The organism is Stenotrophomonas sp. GD03930, assembly GCF_029839665.1.
Taxonomy (GTDB): Bacteria; Pseudomonadota; Gammaproteobacteria; order Xanthomonadales; family Xanthomonadaceae; genus Stenotrophomonas; species Stenotrophomonas forensis.
Genome location: NZ_JAOCAV010000001.1, coordinates 1,099,804 through 1,125,020, shown reverse-complemented (window position 1 = coordinate 1,125,020; position 25,217 = coordinate 1,099,804). Strand labels below are relative to the sequence as shown.

Below are 25,217 nucleotides of genomic sequence, written 5' to 3'. Positions count from 1 at the left end.
GCGTTACGCCACCTGCACGATATGCAGCGCCTTCGGGTTGCGCCACTGCGCCAGCAGGGCAGCCTCACGCGCCTTGGCCTGCGCGAAGTGCGCTTCCTTGACGTGGCCATAGCCGCGGATGTGCTCGGGAATGCTGGCAATCTCCACCGCCAGGGCCAGGCGGCCGTCTTCCAGGCCGTCCAGCAGCACCTGCACGGTCGCCTCGTAGTCACCGATCAGCTTGCGCTCCATGCGGCGCTCTTCAGTGCGCCCGAACACATCGAAGCGGCCGCCACGCAGGAATTTCAGCTTCGCCAGCAGGCCGAACGCCTTGAACATCCACGGCCCGTATTCCTTCTTCAGCAGCCGGCCCTGCTCGTCCTTCCTGGCGAACAGCGGCGGCGCCAGGTGGAAGCGCAGCTGGTAGTCGCCCTCGAACTGCTGCTGCAGGCGGCGCTGGAAGTCGCCGCTGGTGTACAGGCGCGCCACTTCGTATTCGTCCTTGTATGCCATCAGCTTGAACAGGTAACGGGCGACGGTCTCGGTCAGCGCGGTTGAGCCGCCGATGCGCTCGGCCTCGGCGGCGCGCACGTGCGACACCAGATCGCGATAGCGGTTGGCGTAGGCTGCGTCCTGGTACTCGACCAGGAACGCGGCGCGGCGCTCGATCATTTCATCCAGCGAGCGCGACAGGCGCGCGTCGTCCAGCGGCAGGAACGCCACATCGCCACCGTGCGAGGGCAGGCCCCGCAGTTCGCGCTCGTCGCCGGTGTTGCGCGGTGCGGCGGTGGCGCCCCATTCGTTGCCCTCCCATTCGCCCGGCGGCAGCGGATGCAGCGGGCCCGGGGTGGATTCGGTATCGGTGTGGCGGTTGCGCACCAGGCCGGCCGCCTGCTGCACGGCCTGCGGGTCGACCACGGCCAGGCGGCCCCAGGCGAAGGCCTGCTGGTTCATCGCCACGGCCGCACCGTTGAGTTCGATGGCACGCATCAGCGAGTCGAACGACAGCGGCACCAGTCCCTGCTGCCAGGCATAGCCGAGGATGAACAGGTTGGCGGCGATGGCATCGCCCAGCAGCGCGGTGGCCAGCTGGGTGGCATCGAGCAACAGCGGCTCCTGGCCACCCAGCGCCACGCGCACACCGGCGACGATGTCGGCGGCGGGGAACTGCATGTCCGGGCGGGTGGTGAAGGTACCCGGCATTGCCTCGTAGGTGTTCAGCACCACCTGCGAACGGCCGGCGCGCACCTTCGACAGCGCCCAGTAGTCGTTCACCACCACCATGTCGCAGCCCAGCACCAGGTCGGCCTCACCGGCGGCGATGCGCACGGCGTGGATGTCGTCCGGGCGGCGTGCGATGCGGATGTGCGTGGTCACCGCGCCACCCTTCTGCGCCAGGCCGGTCTGGTCGAGCACGGTCGCGCCCTTGCCTTCCAGGTGGCCGGCCATGCCCAGCAGGGCGCCGATGGTCACCACGCCGGTACCGCCGACGCCGGTGATCAGGATGTTCCAGGGCTGTTCCAGCGTACCGCGCACCACCGGTGCCGGCAGGTTGTCCAGCAGCGTGGAGGCATCGCGCTTGCTGCCCTTGCGCGGCTGGCCACCGTGCACGGTGACGAAGCTCGGGCAGAAGCCGTTCACGCACGAATAGTCCTTGTTGCAGTTGGACTGGTCGATCTCGCGCTTGCGCCCGAACTCGGTTTCCTTCGGCAGCACCGACACGCAGAAACTCTTCTTGCCACAGTCGCCGCAGCCTTCGCAGACCAGCGAATTGATCATCACCCGCTTCTGCGGGTCTTCCAGCTTGCCGCGCTTGCGGCGGCGGCGCTTCTCGGTGGCGCAGGTCTGCTCATAGATCAGGATCGAAACACCCTTCACTTCGCGCAGGCGCTTCTGCACGGCATCCAGTTCGCTGCGGTCATGGAACTCGACATCGCTGGGGAAGTGCTCGCGCTGGCCGGTCCACTTGCCGATGTTGTCCGACAGCACCACGATGGTGTGGATGCCTTCGGCGCGCATCTGCCTTGCGATGTCCGGCACGCTCAGCGGGCCGTCCACCGGCTGGCCGCCGGTCATCGCCACCGCATCGTTGTAGAGGATCTTGTAGGTGATGTTGACGCCGGCCGCGACCGCCTGGCGGATCGCCAGCGAACCACTGTGGAAATAGGTGCCGTCGCCCAGGTTCTGGAACACGTGCGGCGTATCGGTGAACGGCGCCTGCCCGGCCCAGGTCACGCCTTCACCGCCCATGTGGGTGAAGGTGTCGGTGCTGCGGTCCATCCAGGTCACCATGTAATGGCAACCGATGCCGGCCAGCGCGCGCGAGCCCTCCGGCACCTGGGTGGAGGTGTTGTGCGGGCAGCCCGAGCAGTAATGCGGCACGCGCGGGAAGCTGGCGCGCGGCAGCGCAAGCTCGGCTTCCTTCTCCTGCATCCAGTGCAGGCGCTGCTCGATCGAGTCGTTGTTGAAGAACTTCTGGATGCGGCGGCCGATCACGCCGGCGATGGTGGCCGGGGTCAGTTCGCCGGTGGACGGCAGGATCCATTCACCGCTCTCGTCGTACTTGCCGACGATGGACGGGCGCTGGCCCCAGCTGGCCGGCCAGTTGAAGAACTGTTCCTTCATCTGGCGCTCGATGAAGGCCCGCTTCTCCTCCACCACGATGATGTCTTCCAGGCCCTGCGCGAAGCGGGCGATGCCCTCCGGTTCCAGCGGCCAGGTCATGCCGACCTTGTACACGCGGATGCCGATGTCGGCGCATGCTGCTTCGTCCAGGCCCAGGTATTCCAGCGCCTGCAGCACGTCCAGATAGCTTTTGCCGGTAGTGACGATGCCCAGTCGCGCGCGCGGTGCATCCATCACCACCTTGTCGATGCCGTTGGCGCGGGCAAAGGCCTGCGCCGCTTTCACCGCATAGCGGTGCAGGCGCATTTCCTGGTCCAGCGGCGGGTCCGGCCAGCGGATGTTGAGGCCGCCGCCAGGCATGTCGAAGTCTTCGGGCAACACGATGCGGCGGGCCAGCGGATCGACCTCGACCGAGGCCGACGATTCCACCGTTTCGGCAATGGTCTTGAAGCCGACCCAGCGGCCGGTATAGCGGCTCATCGCCCAACCGAGCAGGCCCATGTCGAGGATGTCCTGCACGCCGGCCGGATTCAGCACCGGCATCATCGCACTGACGAACTCGTCCTCGCTGCCATGCGGCAGGGTCGAACTGCGGCAGGCATGGTCATCGGCCGCCAGCGCCAGCACGCCGCCGTAACGCGAGGTGCCGGCGGCGTTGGCGTGCTTGAACACGTCGCCGCAGCGGTCCACGCCCGGGCCCTTGCCGTACCACATGCCGAACACGCCCTGCACGTTGGCGCCGGGGAACAGGTTGGTCTGCTGGGTGCCCCAGACCATGGTGGCGCCCAGATCCTCGTTGAGGCCGGGGGTGAACTTCACCCTGGCCGCGTTCAGGTGCTTGCGCGCGCGCCACAGTTCCAGGTCGAAGCCCCCCAGCGGGCTGCCACGGTAGCCGCTGACGAAGCCCGCGCTGTCGATGCCTTCGGCGGCATCGCGCAGGCGCTGCATCAGCGGCAACCGCACCAGTGCCTGCACGCCACTCAGGTAGATCCGCCCCTCGTTGCGGGTGTACTTGTGGTCGAGCGTGTAGTCACGGTCGATCAGGTCGGCGGAAGAGGGCGAAGTGAGTTGCGCGGTACTGGTCATGGCTGGCCCGGTAGGATCGGCTGGCACCGGCCGCGTGCGGGCACGCGGCGGGAAAGGCGCGGATTGTAGCAGCGCCCCCGTAATGCCCCCGGCACTCGCGCCCGCGCCGCTGCTGGGGTTAGGATCGGGCAGAGAGAGGGAGGCTGCGGTTGCAGCCTGGGGAGAAGGGATGTCAGTTCCAGGAAAGATCCTGGCCAGCGTGCTGCTGGCCTCGGGAGCGGCCACAGCGTGGGCGGCACCGGCGTTGCCGGCCCCCCAGGAGTTCTACTTCGACAGCGATCCGGCCGCCGCGCCGATGGTGGCGGTGCAGGGCGAGGGCGATGAGCTGGTCGCCCAGCTGCTGAAGCTGCGTGAACGCGGCAGGCGTGCCGTTGAAGCCACGGTGCAGCTGGCGATGGTGGCCGGTGCACAGGGCCGTGGCGAGCTGGCCGAGCAGTTGTATGGCGAGGCCATGAAAGAGGCGCCGGCCCAGAGCAGCAGCGGCCGCAGCGTGCGTTGGAACTACGGCTGGGACCTGCTTCGCCAGGGCAAGCCGGAGGCGGCGCTGGAACAGTGGCTGGCCTCGGCGGGCAATGCGCGCACGAAGCCCAGCTGGGTGCCGCCGACCTATGCGTTGGCGCTGTGGCGGTCGGGGCAGAAGCAGGAGGCGGTGCAGTGGTATGCGGCGGCGGTGCGGACCGAGCCGTCGCAGTGGAGCAGCACGGCCCAGTTTGCGCAGTTGCTGCCGCACTGGCGCGAGGATGAGCGTGCGTCGCTGGCCGAGGTGCAGCAGGCGTGGGCGGCCGCGCCACCTGCCTGGCCCTGAGGAAGGGGTTCGGCCGGGTTGCACCCGGCACCCGCAGAGGCAACGGCCAGAGCCAAAGCAACAGCAACAGCAACAGCAACAGCGGCCTTCCCGTGGGATGGCGGGGCACTGTGGGTTTGCGGGGACGCCGTAAACCCATCCATGGGGGCTTGGTCGCCGCATCCATGCGGCTCACTGATCTGGCTCCCCGTGGGCGGACGCCAAGAAGCGATACTTTGATCGCACTGGGAGGTCCCTTATGTCCCGTATCACCCGTCGTAGCTACACCGATGAGTTCAAGCACCAAGCCGTGGAGCTGGCCGAGTCGCTCGGCCCAGCCGCAGCGGCCCGCCAATTGGAAATGTCCGTCAAAACGCTGGCAAATTGGATTGACGCGGTCCGTGCTGGCCGGTCGTTGACCTCTGAGGCCCGCAGGCCGGCCACTGATCTGGAAAGCGAGATCAGCCGCCTTCGGGCCGAGAACGCCAATCTGAAGATGGAGCGGGAAATCCTAAAAAAAGCGGCGGCGTTCTTTGCCAGAGAGTCCAAGTGAGGTACGCCTTCGTCGCCAGTCAAAGGACTCGCTACCCGACCAGGTTGCTGTGTCGGCTTCTCGGGGTTTCTGTCTCTGGATTCCATGACTACCTGCGCCGCCAGTGTGCCCAAACGTGCGATGTCGATTCGGCCCTTCGTACCGAGCTTCGGGCCATCCATGTGGCCAGCAAACGCAGTTATGGGCGGCGTCGGCTGGTCAGGGCCTTACGAGCCAGGAATCATCTAGTCGGCCACAAGCGCGTGGCACGGTTAATGGCCGAGGAGCGAATCCAGGGCAAGACCAAAGGCCGATTCCGGCCCAAATCCTCCGGCGGCTCATCTCAGCTCGCCCCCAACCTGCTGGATCGGCAATTTGCCCCCGGAACCGGACCGACGGCGTGGGTCGGGGATATCACGTATGTCCCCACCCGCCAGGGATGGCTGCATCTGGCCGTGGTCATCAGCGTCCAGACCCGGCAGGTGCTGGGCTACAGCGTTTCCAAGCGCTTGACTGAAGAACTGGTAGTGAAAGCATTTGCCAATGCCTGGGCTCTGCATCCACAACGACCTGGCCTGATCTTCCATTCCGATCGTGGCGGGCAGTACTGGGGGAACGAGTTTCGCCAGCTGCTGCAGTCCCATGACGTGGTCCAAAGCATGAGCCGGCCTGGCAATTGCTGGGACAACGCCTTGGCCGAGAGCTTCTTTGCGACGCTCAAGACAGAAGAGGCTGCCGAGCCTTACGCCAGTAAGGAACAAGCCAGCCAGTCCATCGCTGCTTACATCCACGGCTTCTACAATCCAGCCCGGCTACACTCGGCGCTGGGCTACCACTCTCCTAACAACTACGCCCGGCAGCTCCGGGCTGCCGCCTGACACGGCTTCATGGCGTCCGTTTTCAGGGAGCCAGATCACACACCCCGCAAACCCACAGTGCCCCACCTTCGACAGGTTTTCGCAGCTGTGGGTAGGTGTCGACCTTGGTCGACACGGTATCCACGCCATGCGTGGATGAATCTGCAACGGAATCGATTATTCGATATCTGATCGAAATGCAGCCGAGCGTGGGCTCGGCTCTACAAAAGGCGGCCAGCCAACCGGCTTTGCTTTTGACCTTCTTTTTTCTTTTCCGTGGCGGACGCACTCGGAAATTGTCAGAGGACGGGCGGGGTGGGTTCGCGGGGGTGTCCGCGGCATGGATGCCGCGGCCAAGCCCCCAGGGGTGAGGGCGCTTTGCTTGCGAAGCACTGCTTCGCGAGCGCCCGAACGCACAGCCGCCAGCGGCTGGGCCGGGCCCCGGAGGGGGTTCACGGCGTCCCCCGCGAACCCACCCCGCCCGGCCAGGCGCGGCTTTTGATGTTCACGGCCAACCCGCCACGAGGGGCTGCGCCGTTCGCGGGAAACCCCTCAGTCGTCCGCGGACACCGTCCGCCCTGACGCCCACGCCCGCAGTGCCTCCACCTGTTCGGCCATCAGCACCGACAGCGGCCGCGTGGCACGGATCTCGGTCATCAGCAGCTCGGTGTCGAGCGGCCGGCTTTCCGCATGCGCTGCATACAGGCCGGCCACGATCGCCTGTTCGATCTCGGCACCGGAAAAACCGTTCGCCGCCGCGGCCAGCGCCGGCAGTGCGAAGTCATCGGCGTTGAGCTGGCGCCGGCCCAGGTGCAGCCGCAGCAGTTCCACACGGACGTCCGGGGCGGGCAGGTCGACGAAGAAGATCTCGTCGAAACGGCCCTTGCGCAGCAGTTCGGCCGGCAGCTCGTGCACCTGGTTGGCGGTGGCGACGATGAACACCGGCGCCTTGCGCTCGGCCATCCAGGTCAGCAGGTAACCGAGCACGCGGCGCGACACGCCACCATCCTCGCCACCGGTTGCCAGTCCCTTCTCGATCTCGTCCATCCACAGCACGCACGGTGCCAGCTGTTCGGCCGAGGCCAGCGCCTGGCGCAGGTTGGCCTCGGTCTCGCCGTGGTACTTGTTGTACAGCGCGCCCACGTCCAGGCGCAGCAGCGGCACGCCGAAACCGGCGGCGGTGGCCTTGGCCAGCATCGACTTGCCGCAGCCCTGCACGCCCAGCAGCAGCATGCCGCGCGGCGGGTCCAGCCCGGCCGGCGCCGAGCCGGCGATGAACGCCACCCGCCGCTGGTTGATCCAGCGCTTGAGCCGGTTGGCCCCGGCCACGTCGCCGAAGCGCGCGCTGTCATGCTCGAAGAACAGGTGCCCGCTGCGGTTGAGCAGCTCGAACTTCAGCCGTGCCAGCTGCGGCAGGTCGTCGTCGCGCAGCGCGCCGTCGGCGTAGATCAGCTGGCGCGCGATGCGCCGGGCATCCACCAGGCTCAGGCCCTGCAGGTTCTTCAGGATCTTCTTCACCGCTTCGCTGTCGACTTCCACGCGGCGGCCGCCGTGCTCGCGCGCGTAGGCGTCGGCCTCCTCGCGCAGCATCTTCAACAGCGCGTTGGCATCGGGCAGGCGCGGGTTGAAGCGCACCGCCAGCGCTTCCAGCTCGGCCGGCAGTTCCACCTTGGCACCGATCAGCACCAGGACGTGCGGCTCGCTGTGGCGGCGCTGGATCAGGTCGCGCAGCGCGCGCTGGTGGCTGGCATAGCCCAGGTAGGGGTGGAAATCGAGCAGCAGGTAGACCCCGCGCTGGTCCGCCTGGCGGATCATCTGCAGCGCTGCGCTGGCATCGGGGGGACCGACCGGCGGGTCTTCGCTGTCCAGGTCGATGCGGCGCAGGCCCTCGGTGATCGACCAGCGGTGCAGCGCCCGCCACACGTGCATCAGCGTCTGCCGGAACAGCTCGACGATGCGGCCCTCGTCCTGGGTTTCGATCACGATCAGGGGGGTATTGGCGCGGATCAGTGCGCTCAGGTCCTGCAGCTCGCTCATGCCGGTTCGATCCTTCGGGGGCGCCACGATAGCAAAGGCAAGCGGCGCAGGTTCAGCGCGGCGCTACCTCCCGTCACCATCGCCGGTGTACGCTCGGGGCACGTACCCGGAAGCGAGGCTGGCATGAAGACGATCCTGGTGGCCGGTTCCAAGGGCGGGGTGGGCAAGACCACCGTCGCCACCCACCTGGCCGCGTACGCGGCATTGCAGGGCAAGGCCACGGTGATCGCCGATGCCGACCCGCAGGGCTCCAGCACCCGCTGGGCGCAACGGCGTGCCGGACTGGAAAGCGCGGTGCTTCCCATCGACGTGCATCGCAAGAAGCACTGGGCGCAGAAGCTGCCCGACGGCACCGAAACCGTCATCATCGATGCGCCCGCGGGGGCATTGGCCGACGATATCCCCCATTTCCTTGACGCTGCCGACGCGGTGGTGGTGCCGGTGCTGCCGTCGGCGCTGGACATCGAAGCCATCGTCGGTTTCCTCAACAGCTTGGCGCAGAACCCGCGGGTGCACAGCCGCAAGCTGCCGGTCGGGCTGGTCCTGAACCGTACCAAGCCCTGGACCCAGACCTCGCAGCAGGCCCTGCAGATGCTGGCCGAATGGCCCTACCCGGTGGTCGCGCAGCTGCGTGACAGCCAGAGCTACGTGGTCATGACCGGCCTCGGCCGCAGCCTGTTCGACTACCGGTCGGCCCAGGTGCGCGAGCACCAGGCCGATTGGGAGCCCCTGCTGTCGTGGCTGAAACTTTGATATCGGCGTCACTTTTCCTGCTGCATCCTCTTCTTCATGGAAACCCGCGATGCGTGAACTGATCCTGCTGCGCCATGCCCATGCCGAACCGGCCACCCCCGGCCAGGCCGACCTCGACCGGCCGCTGTCGCCGGTGGGGCTGGCCGAAGCCGAAGCCGCCGGCAAGTGGCTGAAGGAAAACAATCTGCTGCCAGACTGCGTGCTGTGCTCGCCGGCGCGGCGTACCCGCGAGACCCTGGAAGCCGTGCTTGGCACCATCGGCTACGTCGAGAAGCGCCTGGAAGACCGCATCTACGAAGCGACCCCCGGCACCCTGGCGGCACTGGTGGATGATCGCCGTGACCTCGACCGGGTGCTGATCGTCGGCCACAACCCGGGCCTGGAACGCCTGGTGGCGTTGATGACCGAGGGCAGCAGCAGCGACTACCGCGGCATGCCGCCGGCCGGCATCGCCGTGCTCGGCTTCCCGCGTGAGGCCGCGATCGAACCGGGCGTGGCCAGCCTGAACGCGTTCTGGTGGCCGTGATCCGATGAGCCTGGCGCGGCGCGGCCGCTTGCTGCTGCCCGCGCTGCTGGCACTGGGCCCGGCCTGGGCCGTGGTGCCGCCGCCGACCCCGTTGCCGCCGGTGGCGGCCGAAGCCCCGCGCATGCTGCGCCTGGATACCGTGCGTTCGCAGATCGGCTTCGAGGTGCGCACCCGGTTCGGGCAACGCATCGAAGGCGTGTTCCCGCACTTCGAGGGCCGCATCGAGATCCTTTCCGATGGCCGGCACCAGGTGCACCTGAAGATGTTCACGCGCTCGGTCGAGATCCCGGGCAAGGCGCGCTATACCGGCTGGATGCGGGGCGAGGAATTCTTCGATGCCGGCCGTCATCCGGTGGTCGAGTTCGACTCGCTGCCGTACTGGCCGGAGACCGTGGAAAACGGGGGCGACATTGATGGCCGCCTGACCCTGCGCGGGATCAGCCACCCGGAGAAACTGAAGGTCGAGAAGGCGGAGTGCGCCCGACCGGGCTATGATTGCGACGTCGTCAGCCGCGGTACCGTGCAGCGAGGCCGGTATGGCATGGACAGCTGGCAGCTTGCCTTGAGTGACCGAGTGACCTTCGTATTGCGTGCGCGCCTGAGCGAGGCGCCGAAACCGTGAACCTCCTGCTGCGTGTACTGGCGCTGGCAACCGTGTTGCTGGGCAGTGGTTGTGCATCGCTCTCGCATGCCGAGCGCGACCGTGCCGAAGCGATCGCCGTGCAGGCGCGCTCGGCCGTGGTCGATTGCCAGCGTGCCGACCGCTGCGCACAGGACTCGCCGCTGCGGGCGCTGGCCGGCCGCGCGTTCACCGAATCCACCCCGGAACGGCCGCGCCACTACGCGACCCTGCTGGATGAAGGCGAAGGTGCCCTGGTGGCGCGCCTGAACCTGCTGCGCAGCGCCACCCGCAGCATCGACCTTCAGACCTACATCTTCGACAAGGACGACAGCGCCCGGCTGGTCATCGACGAGCTGCTGGCCGCATCGCGCCGCGGGGTGAAGGTGCGGGTGCTGATCGACCAGCTCTCGGCGATCTCCGACCTGCAGATCCTCGGTGCGTTGTCCGGTGCGCACCAGAACTTCCAGCTGCGGGTCTACAACCCGACCTTCGGCAAAGCCAGGCTGAACTACTTCGACTACGCCGGCAGCGTGCTGTGCTGCTTCCGCCGTTTCAACCAGCGCATGCACAACAAGCTGCTGGTGATCGACGATGCGATCGGCGTGGTCGGCGGCCGCAACTACCAGGACGACTATTACGACTGGGACCGCGAGTACAACTTCCGCGACCGCGACGTGCTGATCGCCGGCCCGGAAGCACGTGCGATGGCGGCCAACTTCGATGCGTTCTGGCGCGCCCACCGCAGTGTGCCGGCCGAACGCCTGAACGACGTCGGCCGCACCCTGCTGCGCGAGGGCGTGCCGATCCTGCCGCCGGCCACTTTCCGCCGCCCGGAACGGGTGCAGCGGGTCAGCGCCGAGGCCAACGACAACGAGTTCGTCACCCGTTCCTTCGTCGATACCGCGCTGCCGGTGGCCTCGGTGCGCTACGTGGCCGACCTGCCGCGCAAGCACCGCCGCGAGCAGCCCGACGCGCCGCTGGCCGGCCAGCACGTGACCGAACCGCAGCTGGATGCACTGATTGCCAGCGCGCAGAAGGAAGTGATCCTGCAGACGCCCTACCTGGTGCTGTCCAAGCCGGCGCAGAAACTGTTCCGCGAGCTGCGCAAGCGCCCGCAGCCCCCGCGCGTGGTGGTGTCCAGCAACAGCCTGGCCGCCACCGACAACCCGATCGTGTATGCGCTGTCGTACAAGTACAAGCGGCGCAACATGCGCGAACTGGGCTTCAACATCTTCGAGTACAAGCCGTTCCCGCTGGATGCGCCGGTCGACTACCGCAACCTGCTGCCTGATCCGATCATCGCGCCCGACGGCGAGGACGAGGGCGGGCGCAATCCGTTGCTCGGCGGCAGTGCCGCCGGCAGCAACGCCGGAGGGGGCAGCACCGGGCGCACGCTACCGGCCAGCAAGCAACAGGCCGTGGTGAACCACCCGCGCACCGGCAGCGCCTACCAGAATGCGCGGGAACGCCGCCGCGCCGCCGGCAGCGAAGTGGAGACGCGGCTGCTGCGTACCGAGACGCGGCCGTCGTTCCTCGGCAGCAAGGCGGTCAACAAGCCGCTGCCGGTCACCCGCAAGGGCGCGCGCATGGGCCTGCATGCGAAGTCGCTGGTGGTCGACCGCCGCATCGGGGTGGTCGGCACCCACAACTTCGATCCACGCAGCGAGAACTACAACACCGAAGGCGCGGTAATCATCGATGACCCGGTCTTTGCCGAGCAGCTGGCCCAGAGCATCCTGCGCGATACCCATCCGCAGAACTCCTGGACGGTGGCGCCACGGGCCAAGCCGCCGGTGCTGTCGGGCCTGAACTACAGCGTCGGCAAGGCGTCCGAAGCGCTGCCGATCCTCGATTTCTGGCCTTGGCGCTATGCCACCGACTACGAATTCAAGCCCGGCCCGGAGTGCCCGCAGCCGCTGCCGCGGCAGGACCCGGCCTTCCACACCTGCTACGTCGCCGTCGGCGACTTCCCCGAAGTCAACGTCGGCCCCAAGTGGCTGCTGGTGCGCATGCTGACCGCATTCGGCGCCGGCCTCGTTCCCATCCTCTGAAGGTACCCGCATGGCCCAGGTATTCCGCGAAGCCGTTTCCATCGAGCAGCTCAACGCGCTCAGCCGCAGCACGGCGATTGAATCCCTGGGCATCGTCTTCAGCGCGGCCGGCGAGGACTGGCTGCAGGCGATCATGCCGGTGGACGAACGCACCCGCCAGCCCTACGGCATCCTGCACGGCGGCGCCTCGGTGGTGCTGGCCGAGACCCTGGGCAGCAGCGCCGGCAACCTGTGCGTGGAGACCGGCAAGCAGATCTGCGTGGGCCTGGAGATCAACGCCAACCACGTGCGTGCGGTGCGCTCGGGCACGGTCACCGGCACCGCCCGCGCGCTGCACGTGGGCCGCAGCACCCAGCTGTGGGAGATCCGCATCGAGGACGAGCAGGGCCGCCTGGTATGCATCTCGCGGCTGACCCTGGCGGTGGTGGCCGCCGGCCACGGCTGAGCCCCTGGCGGGCGCGTTGACGGCGGCGGAACCCAGCGTTCCCCGCCGATTGCCCCGGTCGATCGGTGTTATGGCCTAAATCGGCTGGCAGCGATGACGGCCCTCCGGTATCGTGCGCGGATGACTTCCCCCACTCCGGCCCCCCGTGGCGGCGTGGCGCGTGTGTGCCGTTACCTGTACCGCGTACCGCTGCTGTTGGTCCACATCATCGTGTTCCTGCCGCTCATCCTGATCGGCATGCTGCCGCCGTGGGGCGAACTGCGCGTGGGCGACGCCACCTTCGGCGCCAAGGTGGTCAACTGGTGGCAGGGCGGGCTGATGTGGATCTTCGGCTTCCGCCTGGCGCAGATCGGCCAGCCGCTGCCCGGCGCGGTGCTGTTCGTCGCCAACCACGTCAGCTGGGTCGACATCTGCATCCTTCACAGCCAGCGCATGATGGGCTTCGTCGCCAAGCGCGAGATCGCCAGCTGGCCGCTGGTCGGTTGGTTGGCCGCACGTGGCCAGACCATCTTCCACCAGCGCGGCAACACCGAATCGCTCGGTGGGGTGATGCAGGTGATGGCCGACCGCCTGCGCGAAGGCAAGGCGGTGGGCGTGTTCCCGGAAGGACGCACCCGCGGCGGCCACGAAGTGGGGCCGTTCCATGCCCGCATCTTCCAGGCCGCGGTCGAGACCGGCGTGCCGGTGCAGCCGGTGGCACTGGTCTACGGAGTGAAGGGCGACGCACAGACCATCGTCGCGTTCGGCCCCGGCGAGAGCTTCTTCGCCAATTTCCTGCGCCTGCTCGGTGAGCCGGCGCGACGTGCGGAAGTGCACTTCCTGGCACCGATCGGTGCGCAGGACCTGGAAGGCCGTCGGCGCATCGCGGAGACTTCGCGCGCGCGCATCGTGGCGGCCATGAGCACCGGGTGAGCGCACGGTGGCCCTGATCCCGCCACCTGTACTGGACGCCGGCACGCCGACGCTGCACGCGGCTGACTACCAGCCGCCGCGCTGGCTGCGCAATCCGCACCTGCAGTCGATGCTCAGCTCCAGCCGCATGCGCCTGCAGCGCGGCCTGCTGTTGCTGGCGGCCACGGGCGCGGTCAGCGAGGAACTGATTCTCGACGGTGGCGATGGCGTGCGCCTGCAGGGCTGGCACAGCCATGTCGAAGGCCGCGAACCCAAAGGCATGGCGTTGCTGCTGCACGGCTGGGAAGGCAGTGCCGAATCCAGCTACATGCGCATGGCCGCCGCGCGCATGCTGGAACAGGGCTTCGACGTGGTACGGCTGAACTTCCGCGACCACGGCAACACCCATCATCTCAACCGCGGCATCTTCCACTCCAACCTGATCGACGAAGTGGTGCATGCCGCGGGCGATATCGCCCAGCGCTGGCCGCAGCTGCCGCTGGTGGCCGCCGGCTACTCGCTGGGTGGCAACTTCGTGCTGCGCCTGGCCCTGCGCGCGCCGGCCGCCGGCGTGCCGCTGCAGCGCGTGGCCTCGGTCTGCCCGGTGCTGGACCCGGCACTGACCATGGAAAGCATCGAGAACGGCCCGGCGATGTACGACTGGTACTTCCGCCGCAAGTGGGCCGGTTCGCTGCGCCGCAAGCGCGACCTGTTCCCCGAGCTGAGCGACTGCGACGACCGCGTGCTGAAGCTGGACATCCGCGCACTGACTGCCTGGCTGGTCGAGCGCCACACCAGCTTCGGCTCGCTGCAGGCGTACTTCGACGGCTATTCGATTGCCGGCGACCGCCTGTCCACGCTGCAGGTGCCGGCCGACATCCTGATGGCGCAGGATGATCCGGTCATTCCGTATACGACCTTCAATGACTGGCAGCTGCCGCGCCAGGCGCACCTGGAAACCGCCTGCTGGGGCGGCCACTGCGGCTTCATCGAGAACTGGCGGGGCGATGGCTTCTCCGAGCGCTGGGTTGCGCAACGCCTGCAGCGGGTCCTGCAGGCCTGAACCGGCAGCGGCACGCAGCCCGCTACAATGCCGGTTTGCACTTGAAGCGGACTGCCATGCAAGACCAGATCATCCAAGCGTTGCGCCAGAACCAGGCCGACCAGGCCGTGCAGCTGGCCCAGGCGTGGACCCGTGACGAACCCGGCCTGGCCGATGCCCACCGCTGGCTGGCGCTTGCGCTGCAGCAGCAGGGCAACGCCGAAGCCGCGATGGAGGCATTGCAGCAGGCGCTGCGGCTGGCCCCGGACGACGCCCAGCTGCACCTGCAGCACGCCGGCCTGCTGCTGGCACTGCGCCAGTTCGAAGGCGCCGACGAGGCGCTGCTGCGTACCACCGGCCTCGATCCGAACGCCTTCTCCGCCTACCTGATGCAGGCGCACCTGGCGATCGGCCGCAACGACTTCGACGAAGCCCAGCGCCTCTCGACCCTGGCCGGGCGCGTGGAACCGGAGCATCCGGAACTGCTGACCATCGACGGCATGGTCGCGCTGCGCCGTGGCGATGCCGACCGTGCGCTGGCACTGCTGTCGGCCGCCAGCAAGGCGCTGCCGGACGATACCCGCGTGCTGTACGCACTGGGCTTCGCGTATCTGGGCAAGGACATGCTGGCATTCGCCGAGCAGTCGTTCCGCCGCGTGCTGGAACTGAACCCGTCACTGTCCTCGTTGCACGGCCTGGTGGTGCAGCTGGCGCTGCGCCAGGGCAACGTGCCGGCTGCGGCCGAAGCCGTGCAGGTCGCCCTGCAGCAGCCGGAGCTGGACGTGCCGGCGATGCGTCGCCTGGCCGGTGAGCTGGCGCTGCGCAACAGCCAGCCGCTGCAGGCGCTGGACCATCTGCTGCCGTTGCTGGACACCCAGCCGGAAGACCGCCAGGTGCTGCAGCTGCTGCTGATGTCGTGGCAGCGCCTGGGCCGCGAGGATGAAGCGCGCGCACGCCTGGATGCAGTGCTGGAAGCCCATGACCAGCTGCACGACGTGTGGCTGGCGCGGCTGGCCATCGAGCAGGTGGGCAGCGCAGGCGCAGTGGCCGCCGTCGAGCGCTGGATGGCGGCGATGCCGGCGCATCTGCCTGCGCTGGAAGCGCGCCTGCGCCTGCACGACATGGTGGGCGAGCGCGCGCAGGCCGAGGCGATCGCCGAGCGTATCGTCAGCCTGGAACCGGGCCGCGTCAGCGGCGAAACCCGGCTGGTCGAAGGGCTGCTGCAGCGCGACCCGGCCGCGGCGGTCGCGCGCGTGCAGGCGCTGATCGAGCAGGCACCGGAGGCCCACCGTGCCGACCTGCGGACCTGGCTGGGCGAGATCCAGGATCGCGCCGGGCAGCCGCAGGAAGCGCTGCGCACCTGGATGTCGCTGCAGGCCGAGCAGGCGCCGCAGCGCTTGCCGCTGCCGCCGCAGGCCAAGGCACCGCCGAGCTGGCCGGACAAGGGCAGCATCGATGGCGATGCCAGTTCCGCACCGATCTTCCTGTGGGGCGCGCCCGGCTCGGGCGTGGAGCGCGTGGCGACCGGCCTGGCCGCCGCCAGCCCGGTGCTGCGCAGCGACCGCTACACCAACACGCCACCTGATGACGCCTTCCAGAACTTCAACACACTGCAGGACCTGGCGTCGGGTGTGCTGACGCCGGAGCGGCTGGTGCAGCGCTGGCGCGAACAGCTGCCGGCGCGTGGCCTGCAGAGCGACACCGTGATCGACTGGCTGCTGTGGTGGGACAACGCCCTGTTGTGGGCGCTGCGCCCGCAGTTGCCGCAGGGGCGCCTGCTGCTGGTGCTGCGTGATCCGCGCGACATGCTGCTGGACTGGGTGGCCTACGGTGCCGCTGCACCGCTGGCGATGACCTCGCTGGCCGAAGCCAGCGAGTGGCTGACGCGCGCGCTGGCCCAGGTCGCCACGCTGCACGAGGAAGACCTGTATCCGCACGTGCTGCTGCGCATCGACCAGATCGGCAACGACCCGCATGCGATGGCCGAACTGCTGGGCCGCCTGTTCGAGCGGCCGATGCCGCCGGCTGCGCAGCTGGGAGCTCCGCGCCTGCCGCCCGGCCACTGGCGCAACTACCGCGACGTGATGAGCGCCGCCTTCGCCCAGCTCACCCCGGTTGCGGTGCGCCTGGGTTACCCGGAAGAGTGAGGAGAGTGCAATGCAGCTGAGCAGCAACAGCCTGACCCACGGCGCGCCGATCGACCGCGAGTTCGCCGCCGGCGACGCCAACGGCTTCGCCCCGGACCGCAACCCGCACCTGGCCTGGAGCGGGGCGCCGGCCGGCACCCGTTCGTTCCTGCTGGTGTGCGTGGACCCGGACGTGCCGACCGTGCCGGAGACGGTCGGCCGCAGCGACATGAGCGTGCCACGTGACCAGCCGCGCTGCGATTTCGTGCACTGGGTGATGGCCGATATCCCGGCCACGGTGCAGGAAATTGCCGCCGGCAGCTGCAGCGATGGCTTCGTGGTGAAGGGCAAGCCCGCGCCGGCCGGCCCGGACGGCAGCCGCCAGGGCCTGAATGACTTCACCGGCTGGTTTGCCGGCAATCCGGACATGGCCGGTGATTACCTGGGCTACGACGGTCCCTATCCGCCCTTCAACGACGAGCGCGTGCACCGCTACTTCTTCCGCGTGTTCGCGCTGGACGTGGCCTCGCTGGAGCTGCCGGCACGCTTCACCGCCGCCGACGCGTATCGGGCCATGCACGGCCACGTGCTGGCCGAAGCGGCACTGCACGGAACCTACACGCTGAACCCGGCGCTGGGCTGAGGCTGTTGTCGGGTAGTGCCGGCCGCTGGCCGGCAACGTCCGTGTGTTGCCGCAGTCGCCCATGGCAGCCGGCCAGCGGCCGGCTCTACCCCCGACGGGAAGGGCGGCCACCCGGCCGCCCTTTTCATTCCTCCGGCAGCGATGCCGGTTCGAACACCGCGGTATCGCCCTGCGCGTTGCGCACCGTCAGCGTGCCGCGCTCGCCCAGCTCGAGCATCGGTGCCGCCCCTCCGCCGTGCATCAGCATTCGCGCGCGCTTCTGCTGCGTGGTCATTTTCGGGTCGATGCACTCGGCCGTGGTCTGCACGCCGTTGCGCAGGAACAAGTGATTGCCCTGCAGCTGGTACTGGCTGCTGGCGTGGTTGCACAGGTTCAACTCGCTCATGAAACCGGACCGGAAGCGTAGCGAGTAGGGCGCGTGGCCCGGAACGAACAACGCGTCAATGCGCCGGCCCTGCGCGTCGGTGGCGCGCGCCAGTTGCCACAGGTGTGCTTCAAGCCGATCGATGCCGGGCGTACTGGCAGCGGCCACATCCGCAGACATGGCCAGCAGTGCCGCAATGATGAGGACGGGGACGTGCTTCATGCCGATCTCCCGATGCATGTGGATAGTGCCGGCCGCTGGCCGGCAACATCCGTGTGTTGGCGGCGCCCGCTGGGCAGCCGGCCAGCGGCCGGCTCTACCCGCCATGAAGAAGGGCGGCTTCGCGGCCGCCCTTCAAGAGCCAGCCGACTAACAGTCGGCTCTACATCACTTCTCGATGGCCGACTCGACCACCATGTCCAGCACGTACGCCTGCGACGGGGCATCGGCCGGCGGGTTCTTCACCTCGTAGCGCTTCACGCGCACCACGTTGCGCACGCCGTCTTCGTGGGTGTAGCCCTCGATGTTGCCGTAGAAGTTCTCGAACTTGCCCGGCTCACCCTGCTTCAGGCCCTTGTCGTCGAACTTCACCTCGCGCACCTGCAGGCACTGGTAATCCGGAATCAGCGGGTGCGAGCACTTCTCGGTCTTGGCCGCCACTTCCAGGAACACGGTTTCGCCGGCGCCGCCGTAGCGGGTTTCAGCGGTCGGTTCCGGGTTGAACACCAATACGTCGCCCTTGGCGGTGGTCAGGGTCAGCGTGCCGTCGGCATCCTGCTCGGCCTTCAGCTCGCCCTGCAGGCGGCTCGACACGGCCTCGTCCAGCGCCATCAGCGCCTTGTCGGTGCAGGCCATCATCGTCGACGCCATCGCGCCCACGGTCAGCTTGCCGTCGGCCAGGCGGTAGCTGCCGCCCATGTGGTTGCAGGTGTTGCTTACCGACAGGCGGCCATCAGCGAAGTCCAGGGTGACCGGCTTGTCTTCGCGGGCGAACAGCGCATCGATGCGCTTGCCGTCGGCGCCGGTGGCCTGCTGCAGCAGCCAGTGCTGGCTCTGCAGGCGCTGCGCATCCAGGTGCGCCAGCGTCTGCTGGTCTGCTGCCTTGGCCGCGGCCGGGGCCACGTCGTCGCCGCCAGTGCCGGCCGGGGCCGGGGTCTGGCTGCAGGCGGCCATCATGGCCAGCGGGAGGAGCAGGGTGAGCTTGCGGTTCATGGTGATTCTCCTTGGGGAACCGTGGGGGAAACGGGGTAGGGCCGGCAACGGGGTTGCCGGGCCCCGGCGCTGTTCAGCTGCCGGACGGCAACCACAGCAGCAGCGCCGCGCCCAGCGCGATGCGGTAAATGGCGAAGGCGGTGAACCTGTGCGACTTGATGTAGCCCATCAGCCACTTCACTACGACGAAGCCGGTGACGGCAGCGGCAAGGAAGGCCACGCCCACGTCGGTCCAGTTCTCGCTGCCCAGCTTTCCGTCCTTGGCCATTTCCAGGAAGGTGTAGGCGCTGGCGGCGAACATGGTGGGAATGCCGACCAGGAACACGAATTCGGCGGCGGCCGCACGGCGGCTCAGGCCCAGCAGCATGGCCAGGAAGATCGCCGAGGCCGAGCGCGAAGTGCCGGGGAACACGCCGGCCACCACCTGCGCCAGGCCCACGCCGATCGCCACCGTCCAGGTCACCTGGTCGCGGTCGGGCAGGCGCGCGGTGTAGGCCTCCACCAGCAGCATCCAGACGCCACCGATGATCAGTGCCCAGGCCACCGGGGTGACCGTCTCCGGCAGTGACCAGCCGGCCTTGCGCACCACCAGCCCGACCACGGCGGTGACCAGGAAGGCGGCGCCCAGCTTGAACACGTACTCGCGATTCTCGCGCTGGTTGAAGCCGGTGGCCAGCTGCAGCAGGCGCTGGCGGAACACCAGCACCACGGCCACGATCGCGCCGGCCTGGATGACGATGTTGAAGAAGTCCGAGCGGGCTCCCAGCCAGTGCTGGGCGATGAGCAGATGGCCGGTGCTGGAGATCGGCAGGAATTCGGTGAGGCCTTCGAGGATGCCCAGCAGCAGGGCGGAGAGCAGGTCGGACATGGACGGTGCGTGCACGCGCGGCGGAAGGAAGAAGGTCGAGAGGATAGACGATCCCTGCTGCACCAAACGGGTGCGTCTGGTGGCGGGCGCACCCGTTTGGTGCGGACCGTTCTGCACCGCGACGGGGCGCCCTGTTTGAAATCAATGACTTGCAGTTACTGAAAAGTTGGCACGGTCGTTGCTGTACCTCAGCAGGCATTCATCCCCATCCGAGGTCGTACCGATGTCCGTGGAAAACGTAGAAAAGCTGATCAAGGACAACCAGATCGAGTTCGTCGACCTGCGCTTTGTCGACATGCGTGGTGTCGAGCAGCACGTGACCTTCCCGGTCAGCATCGTCGAGCCGTCGCTGTTCGAAGAAGGCAAGATGTTCGATGGCAGCTCGATCGCCGGCTGGAAGGGCATCGCCGAATCGGACATGGTGCTGCTGCCGGATACCGCCAGCGCCTACGTCGACCCGTTCTACGCCGATCCGACCATCGTGATCAGCTGCGACATCCTCGACCCGGCCACCATGCAGCCGTACGGCCGCTGCCCGCGCGGCATCGCCAAGCGCGCCGAGGCCTACCTGAAGTCCTCCGGCATCGCCGAAACTGCGTTCTTCGGCCCGGAACCGGAATTCTTCATCTTCGACTCGGTCCGCTTCGCCAATGAAATGGGCCACACCTTCTTCCAGGTCGACTCGGAAGAAGCGGCGTGGAACAGCGGCGCCAAGTACGACGGCGCCAACAGCGGCTACCGCCCGGGCGTGAAGGGCGGTTACTTCCCGGTCCCGCCGACCGACACCCTGCACGACCTGCGCGCCGAAATGTGCAAGACGCTGGAACAGGTCGGCATCGAAGTGGAAGTGCAGCACCACGAAGTGGCCACCGCCGGCCAGTGCGAGATCGGCACCAAGTTCAGCACCTTGGTGCAGAAGGCCGACGAACTGCTGCGCATGAAGTACGTGATCAAGAACGTCGCGCACCGCAACGGCAAGACCGTCACCTTCATGCCCAAGCCGATCGTCGGCGACAACGGCAGCGGCATGCACGTGCACCAGTCGCTGTCCAAGGGCGGCACCAACCTGTTCTCCGGTGACGGCTACGGCGGCCTGAGCCAGCTGGCGCTGTGGTACATCGGCGGCATCTTCAAGCACGCCAAGGCCATCAATGCCTTCGCCAACTCTGGCACCAACAGCTACAAGCGCCTGGTGCCGGGCTACGAAGCCCCGGTGATGCTTGCCTACTCGGCGCGCAACCGTTCGGCCTCGTGCCGCATTCCGTGGGTGTCCAACCCGAAGGCGCGCCGCATCGAAATGCGCTTCCCGGATCCGATCCAGTCCGGCTACCTCACCTTCACCGCGCTGATGATGGCCGGCCTGGACGGCATCAAGAACCAGATCGACCCGGGCGCACCGAGCGACAAGGACCTGTACGACCTGCCGCCGGAAGAAGAGAAGCTGATCCCGCAGGTCTGCTCCTCGCTGGACCAGGCGCTGGAAGCGCTGGACAAGGACCGTGAGTTCCTGAAGGCCGGCGGCGTGATGAGCGATGACTTCATCGACGGCTACATCGCGCTGAAGATGCAGGAAGTGACCAAGTTCCGCGCGGCCACCCACCCGCTGGAATACCAGCTGTACTACGCCAGCTGACCGGTGGCGATGGCGGTGGGCTTCCCCCTCCCACCCGCCGCCATCGCTTCCGACTTCGCGGCTGGGGAGCCGCGGTCAGATCGGGGTCGGATCCCTTTCGTTCACGAACGGGCTCTGACCCCTGATCCAGGGGCAAGAGAGAGACCGGATACGCGACCAGGGCCGCCCTCCCTCCCGCGTCGGTCGTGCAAGGAGAGAGGCACGGCCGTCCCGGCCCTGTACGTGTCCGGTGCAACAGCCACGGCCATCATCCGGATGGCCGGTGGTTGCCTGATGCCAACGCGCGCTGGCGCGCTGGCCCCATCCACCCTCGGGACATGCGCATGAAACTGATCTCCGCCATCATCCGGCCGTTCAAGCTCGACGAGGTCCGCGAGGCCCTCTCCGACGCAGGCGTGTCGGGCATCACCGTGACCGAAGTGAAAGGCTTCGGCCGCCAGAAGGGCCACACCGAGCTGTATCGCGGCGCCGAGTACGTCGTCGACTTCCTGCCCAAGATCAAGATCGAAACCGTGGTCACCGACGAGCGTGCCGATGCGGTGATCGAGGCGATCCAGTCGTCGGCCGGCACCGGCAAGATCGGTGACGGCAAGATCTTCGTCACCGCCGTCGAACAGGTCATCCGCATCCGCACCGGCGAGATCGGTGCCGACGCGCTGTAATCCCCCTTCCGGAGATTCCCCCATGAAGATGCGCCTTCTCACCGGGTGGCAAGCCCGGTTCCATATCGTGTGCCTGCTGATGCTGCTCAGCGCGTTGGCCGCCGGCGCGTGGCCGGGCACTGCTCACGCCCAGGCCCAGGTGTCACCGCTGCCCAGCGAAACCGTTGCGGTTGAGTCGTTGCAGGACCCGGCTGCGGCGGCCGCCGCACCTGCGATGGCCGAAGCGGCTGCCGCCTATGACCGCGGCGACGTCGCGTGGATGCTCACTTCCACCCTGCTGGTGCTGTTGATGGTGGTGCCCGGGCTGGCGCTGTTCTATGGCGGCCTGGTGCGTTCGAAGAACGTGCTGTCGGTGCTCAGCCAGATCCTGGTGGTTTTCTCGCTGGTGCTGCTGCTGTGGGTGGCGTATGGCTACAGCGCGGTGTTCAGTGCCGGCAATCCGTTCTTTGGCTCGTTCACCGAATTCGCCTTCCTCAAGGGCTTCACCCCCGACTCGGTCGGCAACACGCCGATCAAGGGCCTGCCGGACTACCTGTTCGTGGCCTTCCAGTCGACCTTCGCCGGCATCACCACCGCGCTGATCGTCGGCGCCTTCGCCGAACGGATCAAGTTCCGCGCGGTGCTGCTGTTCTCGGCGCTGTGGTTCACCCTCAGCTACATCCCGATGGCGCACATCGTCTGGGGCGGTGGCTACCTGGGTGAACTGGGTGCGATCGATTTCGCCGGCGGCACCGTGGTCCACATCAATGCGGGCGTGGCCGGCCTGGTCGCCGCATGGTTCGTTGGCAAGCGCCTGGGCTACGGCCAGACCGCGTTGAAGCCGCACAACGTGCCGTTCACCTATATCGGCGCGATGCTGCTGTGGGTGGGCTGGTTCGGCTTCAATGCCGGCTCCGCTGCCGCGGCCGATACCGTGGCCTCGCTGGCCTTCCTCAACACCGTGCTGGCCACCGCCGCTGCCGTGCTGGGCTGGACGCTGGTGGAAGCCATCGGCAAGGGCAAGCCGTCGGCACTGGGTGCCGCCTCGGGTGCGGTGGCCGGCCTGGTTGGCATCACCCCGGCCTGCGGTACGGTCGGTCCGCTTGGCGCGATCGTGATCGGTTTCGTCGCCGGCGTGGTCTGCGTGTGGGGTGTGACCGGTCTCAAGCGCCTGCTGAAGGTGGATGACACCGCCGACGTGTTCGGCGTGCACGGTGTCGGCGGCATCGTCGGTGCCATCCTCACTGGTGTGTTCAGCGCACAGTCGCTGGGCGGCACCAAGGCCGATCTGGATATCGCCCATCAGGTGTGGGTGCAGGTGGTCAGCGTCGGCCTCACCGTGCTGTGGTCGGCGGTGGTGACCACGCTGATCCTGCTGGTGGTGCGCAGCGTGGTCGGCCTGCGTGTCACCGAGGAAGCAGAGCGCACCGGCCTGGATGTCACATCGCATGGTGAATCGGCCTACGAGGCCTGACCGGCTTCACGGTTTCAACGGCGTCCTCCCACTGCCCGTGGCAGTGGGGGGATTGTCGGCATCACCTTGCATCGCGGGCACCTGCTGACGCAACGGCCCACTCGGGGCAGAGTCCACGCGCGGGCCGGCAGCAGAATGCCCTTCGTCGGGCTTCACAATTTTGCGTTGAACGCCTCGCGGTCGCCGCCCGGCGGCTCTGTTTCCTGTAACGCGATTCCCTTAAAGTGCTGCCTCTTCCGACCGGTTCTTCGCCGGTCTGGCAGCCAATTGCAGGGAAAAGAGCATCGTGGAACAGGGACGTTATGTACGCAGCCGCACGTTGCGGTGGCGGTTGTCGGTGGGCGTGGCACTGGCCATCGCCGGCGTGCAGGCACCGGCCTGGGCACAGGCGGTATCGCCGGAGCAGGAGTTGCTCCGACAGCAGGAGCGCGAGCGCGCGTTGCGCGAGCAGCAGGAGTCCACACCGGATGTCCGGCTGCAGCCCTCCACGGAAGACCTTGGCCATCTGCCGGCTGATGAGTCACCGTGCTTCACCATCCACACCATCGCGTTGCAGGGCGATCTTGCCGACCGCTTCCGCTGGGCGCTGGCGGCCGCCGATCCGCGCAGCGACCCCGCCACGGGGCGCTGCCTGGGCACCGCCGGCGTGGACATGGTGATGAAACGCGTGCAGAACGCGATCATCGAGCGCGGCTACGTCACCACCCGCATTCTTGCCGCACCGCAGGACCTGAAGACAGGCGTCCTGACGCTGACCGTCGTGCCTGGACGGGTCAACGCCATCCGCTTTGCTGCTGGCGAAGGCCGCCCCCCCGCCCTCTGGAACACGGTGCCGGTGGCGCACGGCGATGTGCTGAACCTGCGTGACATCGAGCAGGCGCTGGAAAACCTGCAGCGGGTGCCGACCGCGTCGGTGGACATACAGATCGCACCACCGGCCGATGGCGCCGCTGCCAAACCGGGCGAGAGCGACCTGCTGATCAGCTGGAAGCAGGTCCGTCCGGTGCGGGTGAACCTCACCCTGGATGACGCGGGCAGCCAGTCCACCGGCAAGATGCAGGCAGGCGCCACCGTATCGGTGGACAACCCTGCCGGCCTGAGCGATCTGTTCTACGTCAACGTGGGCCGGTCGGCATTCAATGGCAGCGAGCGTAGCACCGACAGCTGGTCGGCGCACTACAGCGTGCCGCTGGGCGCGTGGCTGCTGGGTGCCAACGCCAGCAGCTACGACTATGAGCAGACCGTTGCCGGTGCGTTCGAAAATTATGTCTACAGCGGCTCCAGCCGCAACGCCGAGCTTCGCCTGGCCCGCATGCTGTTCCGCAATGCGCATGCCAAGACCAGCATGTACGCGCGCGGCTGGTACCGCGAATCGGACAACTTCATCAACGATACCGAGATCGAAGTTCAGCGCCGTCGCATGGCGGGCTGGGAGCTGGGCCTGGGCCACCGCCACTTCATCGGCAAGGCCACACTGGATGTGAACCTGGCGTACCGCAAGGGTACCGGCGCTTTCAACGCTTTGCGTGCGCCGGAAGAGGCCTTCGGCGAAGGTACGGCGCATGGCCGCATCTACACCGCCGATGCGCAGCTGGTGGTGCCGATGCAGTGGGGCCGCCAGAGCCTGCGCTACACCGGCAGCTGGCGCGCGCAGTGGAATCGCTCGCCGCTGGTGCCGCAGGACCGCTTCTCCATCGGTGGCCGCTACACCGTGCGTGGCTTCGACGGCGAAATGTCGCTCACCGGCGAGCGTGGCTGGTTGCTGCGCAATGAGCTGGGCGCCGCCCTGGGCGGTGGCGTGGAGGCCTACGTTGCCATCGATCACGGTCGTGTTGCCGGTCCGTCCACCGCGCGCCTGCTGGGTGACCGGCTGACCGGCACCGCACTCGGCCTTCGCGGTGGTACCCGCCACATCAACTGGGATGCCTTTGTCGGCAGCCCGTTGTCCAAGCCGCGCGGTTTCCAGACCGCCTACACCACGTTCGGAATGAACCTGGGCGTCTCGTTCTGACGCCTGCGCATCCCC

21 protein-coding genes are annotated in these 25,217 nt (G+C 67.7%); 16 read left to right on the top strand and 5 right to left on the bottom strand.

Annotation, left to right across the window (positions count from 1 at the left end; genetic code table 11):
* Positions 1-3 precede the first annotated feature (3 nt).
* Complete coding sequence (locus N5C18_RS05140) at positions 4-3,690, bottom strand: indolepyruvate ferredoxin oxidoreductase family protein (RefSeq protein WP_279943980.1); 3,687 nt, start codon at positions 3,688-3,690, stop codon at positions 4-6.
* Between the two features lie 169 nt (positions 3,691-3,859).
* Between N5C18_RS05140 and N5C18_RS05135 the strand changes: the two genes are divergently transcribed.
* The 3 genes from N5C18_RS05135 to N5C18_RS05125 all read left to right on the top strand — a co-directional run bounded on the left by N5C18_RS05135 (position 3,860) and on the right by N5C18_RS05125 (position 5,884).
* Positions 3,860-4,495, top strand: coding sequence for a hypothetical protein (locus N5C18_RS05135; protein ID WP_053448439.1), 636 nt, complete (start codon positions 3,860-3,862; stop codon positions 4,493-4,495).
* A gap of 238 nt (positions 4,496-4,733) precedes the next feature.
* Complete coding sequence (locus N5C18_RS05130) at positions 4,734-5,027, top strand: transposase (RefSeq protein WP_087921478.1); 294 nt, start codon at positions 4,734-4,736, stop codon at positions 5,025-5,027.
* Entirely contained in the window at positions 5,024-5,884 is an 861-nt protein-coding gene (locus N5C18_RS05125; protein ID WP_279943796.1) for an IS3 family transposase, read from the top strand. The genes N5C18_RS05130 and N5C18_RS05125 overlap by 4 nt, the downstream gene beginning before the upstream one ends.
* Positions 5,885-6,415: 531 nt before the next feature.
* Here N5C18_RS05125 and N5C18_RS05120 read toward each other — a convergent pair.
* Positions 6,416-7,900: an AAA family ATPase gene (locus tag N5C18_RS05120; RefSeq protein ID WP_053508992.1), complete on the bottom strand. Its 1,485-nt coding sequence runs from the start codon at positions 7,898-7,900 to the stop codon at positions 6,416-6,418.
* 123 nt (positions 7,901-8,023) lie between these two features.
* On the opposite strand from N5C18_RS05120, the gene N5C18_RS05115 reads away from it, so the two are divergent.
* From N5C18_RS05115 to N5C18_RS05075, 9 genes are all read left to right on the top strand, one after another.
* Positions 8,024-8,653: a ParA family protein gene (locus N5C18_RS05115; RefSeq protein ID WP_053448440.1), complete on the top strand. Its 630-nt coding sequence runs from the start codon at positions 8,024-8,026 to the stop codon at positions 8,651-8,653.
* Between the two features lie 49 nt (positions 8,654-8,702).
* A complete protein-coding gene (locus N5C18_RS05110) occupies positions 8,703-9,179 on the top strand; it encodes a histidine phosphatase family protein (protein WP_053508990.1) in 477 nt (158 codons plus the stop codon).
* Positions 9,180-9,183: 4 nt separating this feature from the next.
* On the top strand, positions 9,184-9,801 hold the full coding sequence (locus N5C18_RS05105) for a YceI family protein (RefSeq protein WP_008266732.1): 618 nt from the start codon (positions 9,184-9,186) through the stop codon (positions 9,799-9,801).
* Positions 9,798-11,852 carry a phospholipase D family protein gene (locus N5C18_RS05100; protein WP_279943979.1) on the top strand — a complete coding sequence of 685 codons (2,055 nt, stop codon included), beginning with the start codon at positions 9,798-9,800 and terminating at the stop codon, positions 11,850-11,852. Before N5C18_RS05105 ends, N5C18_RS05100 begins: the two co-directional genes overlap by 4 nt.
* Positions 11,853-11,862: 10 nt before the next feature.
* Positions 11,863-12,297, top strand: a complete 435-nt coding sequence (locus N5C18_RS05095; protein ID WP_279943978.1) for a hotdog fold thioesterase — start codon at positions 11,863-11,865, stop codon at positions 12,295-12,297.
* A 120-nt stretch (positions 12,298-12,417) separates the two neighbouring features.
* Entirely contained in the window at positions 12,418-13,209 is a 792-nt protein-coding gene (locus N5C18_RS05090) for a lysophospholipid acyltransferase family protein (protein WP_053448442.1), read from the top strand.
* A 7-nt stretch (positions 13,210-13,216) separates the two neighbouring features.
* Positions 13,217-14,251, top strand: a complete 1,035-nt coding sequence (locus N5C18_RS05085; RefSeq protein ID WP_080357202.1) for an alpha/beta fold hydrolase — start codon at positions 13,217-13,219, stop codon at positions 14,249-14,251.
* Positions 14,252-14,307: 56 nt separating this feature from the next.
* Positions 14,308-16,377, top strand: a complete 2,070-nt coding sequence (locus N5C18_RS05080; protein WP_008264448.1) for a tetratricopeptide repeat protein — start codon at positions 14,308-14,310, stop codon at positions 16,375-16,377.
* A 10-nt stretch (positions 16,378-16,387) separates the two neighbouring features.
* The gene (locus N5C18_RS05075; protein ID WP_053508986.1) at positions 16,388-16,999 is read left to right on the top strand and encodes a YbhB/YbcL family Raf kinase inhibitor-like protein; all 612 of its coding nucleotides are present in this window, start codon (positions 16,388-16,390) and stop codon (positions 16,997-16,999) included.
* A gap of 124 nt (positions 17,000-17,123) precedes the next feature.
* Here the strand turns inward: N5C18_RS05075 and N5C18_RS05070 are convergent, their stop codons facing one another.
* From N5C18_RS05070 to N5C18_RS05060, 3 genes are all read right to left on the bottom strand, one after another.
* Entirely contained in the window at positions 17,124-17,585 is a 462-nt protein-coding gene (locus tag N5C18_RS05070; protein WP_053508996.1) for an META domain-containing protein, read from the bottom strand.
* A gap of 165 nt (positions 17,586-17,750) precedes the next feature.
* Complete coding sequence (locus tag N5C18_RS05065; protein ID WP_053508984.1) at positions 17,751-18,575, bottom strand: META and DUF4377 domain-containing protein; 825 nt, start codon at positions 18,573-18,575, stop codon at positions 17,751-17,753.
* 73 nt (positions 18,576-18,648) lie between these two features.
* Positions 18,649-19,443: an undecaprenyl-diphosphate phosphatase gene (locus N5C18_RS05060; RefSeq protein WP_053508981.1), complete on the bottom strand. Its 795-nt coding sequence runs from the start codon at positions 19,441-19,443 to the stop codon at positions 18,649-18,651.
* A gap of 223 nt (positions 19,444-19,666) precedes the next feature.
* Between N5C18_RS05060 and glnA the strand changes: the two genes are divergently transcribed.
* The 4 genes from glnA to N5C18_RS05040 all read left to right on the top strand — a co-directional run bounded on the left by glnA (position 19,667) and on the right by N5C18_RS05040 (position 25,202).
* The gene (glnA, locus tag N5C18_RS05055) at positions 19,667-21,076 is read left to right on the top strand and encodes a type I glutamate--ammonia ligase (RefSeq protein WP_004153533.1); all 1,410 of its coding nucleotides are present in this window, start codon (positions 19,667-19,669) and stop codon (positions 21,074-21,076) included.
* Between the two features lie 323 nt (positions 21,077-21,399).
* A complete protein-coding gene (locus N5C18_RS05050; RefSeq protein ID WP_004134334.1) occupies positions 21,400-21,738 on the top strand; it encodes a P-II family nitrogen regulator in 339 nt (112 codons plus the stop codon).
* A 22-nt stretch (positions 21,739-21,760) separates the two neighbouring features.
* Positions 21,761-23,191: an ammonium transporter gene (gene amt / locus N5C18_RS05045; RefSeq protein ID WP_053508979.1), complete on the top strand. Its 1,431-nt coding sequence runs from the start codon at positions 21,761-21,763 to the stop codon at positions 23,189-23,191.
* Positions 23,192-23,477: 286 nt separating this feature from the next.
* Positions 23,478-25,202, top strand: coding sequence for a ShlB/FhaC/HecB family hemolysin secretion/activation protein (locus N5C18_RS05040; RefSeq protein ID WP_053508977.1), 1,725 nt, complete (start codon positions 23,478-23,480; stop codon positions 25,200-25,202).
* Positions 25,203-25,217: the final 15 nt, after the last annotated feature.

Bases quoted from the DNA above. Each gene is read 5' to 3' on its own strand.
- N5C18_RS05090 (WP_053448442.1), top strand. From the start codon at position 12,418: ATGACTTCCCCCACTCCGGCCCCCCGTGGCGGCGTGGCGCGTGTGTGC.
- N5C18_RS05080 (WP_008264448.1), top strand. From the start codon at position 14,308: ATGCAAGACCAGATCATCCAAGCGTTGCGCCAGAACCAGGCCGACCAG.
- N5C18_RS05140 (WP_279943980.1), bottom strand. From the start codon at position 3,690: ATGACCAGTACCGCGCAACTCACTTCGCCCTCTTCCGCCGACCTGATC.
- N5C18_RS05095 (WP_279943978.1), top strand. From the start codon at position 11,863: ATGGCCCAGGTATTCCGCGAAGCCGTTTCCATCGAGCAGCTCAACGCG.
- glnA (WP_004153533.1), top strand. From the start codon at position 19,667: ATGTCCGTGGAAAACGTAGAAAAGCTGATCAAGGACAACCAGATCGAG.
- N5C18_RS05110 (WP_053508990.1), top strand. From the start codon at position 8,703: ATGCGTGAACTGATCCTGCTGCGCCATGCCCATGCCGAACCGGCCACC.
- N5C18_RS05075 (WP_053508986.1), top strand. From the start codon at position 16,388: ATGCAGCTGAGCAGCAACAGCCTGACCCACGGCGCGCCGATCGACCGC.
- N5C18_RS05060 (WP_053508981.1), bottom strand. From the start codon at position 19,443: ATGTCCGACCTGCTCTCCGCCCTGCTGCTGGGCATCCTCGAAGGCCTC.
- N5C18_RS05065 (WP_053508984.1), bottom strand. From the start codon at position 18,575: ATGAACCGCAAGCTCACCCTGCTCCTCCCGCTGGCCATGATGGCCGCC.
- N5C18_RS05120 (WP_053508992.1), bottom strand. From the start codon at position 7,900: ATGAGCGAGCTGCAGGACCTGAGCGCACTGATCCGCGCCAATACCCCC.
- N5C18_RS05050 (WP_004134334.1), top strand. From the start codon at position 21,400: ATGAAACTGATCTCCGCCATCATCCGGCCGTTCAAGCTCGACGAGGTC.
- N5C18_RS05070 (WP_053508996.1), bottom strand. From the start codon at position 17,585: ATGAAGCACGTCCCCGTCCTCATCATTGCGGCACTGCTGGCCATGTCT.
- N5C18_RS05130 (WP_087921478.1), top strand. From the start codon at position 4,734: ATGTCCCGTATCACCCGTCGTAGCTACACCGATGAGTTCAAGCACCAA.
- amt (WP_053508979.1), top strand. From the start codon at position 21,761: ATGAAGATGCGCCTTCTCACCGGGTGGCAAGCCCGGTTCCATATCGTG.
- N5C18_RS05115 (WP_053448440.1), top strand. From the start codon at position 8,024: ATGAAGACGATCCTGGTGGCCGGTTCCAAGGGCGGGGTGGGCAAGACC.
- N5C18_RS05105 (WP_008266732.1), top strand. From the start codon at position 9,184: ATGAGCCTGGCGCGGCGCGGCCGCTTGCTGCTGCCCGCGCTGCTGGCA.
- N5C18_RS05135 (WP_053448439.1), top strand. From the start codon at position 3,860: ATGTCAGTTCCAGGAAAGATCCTGGCCAGCGTGCTGCTGGCCTCGGGA.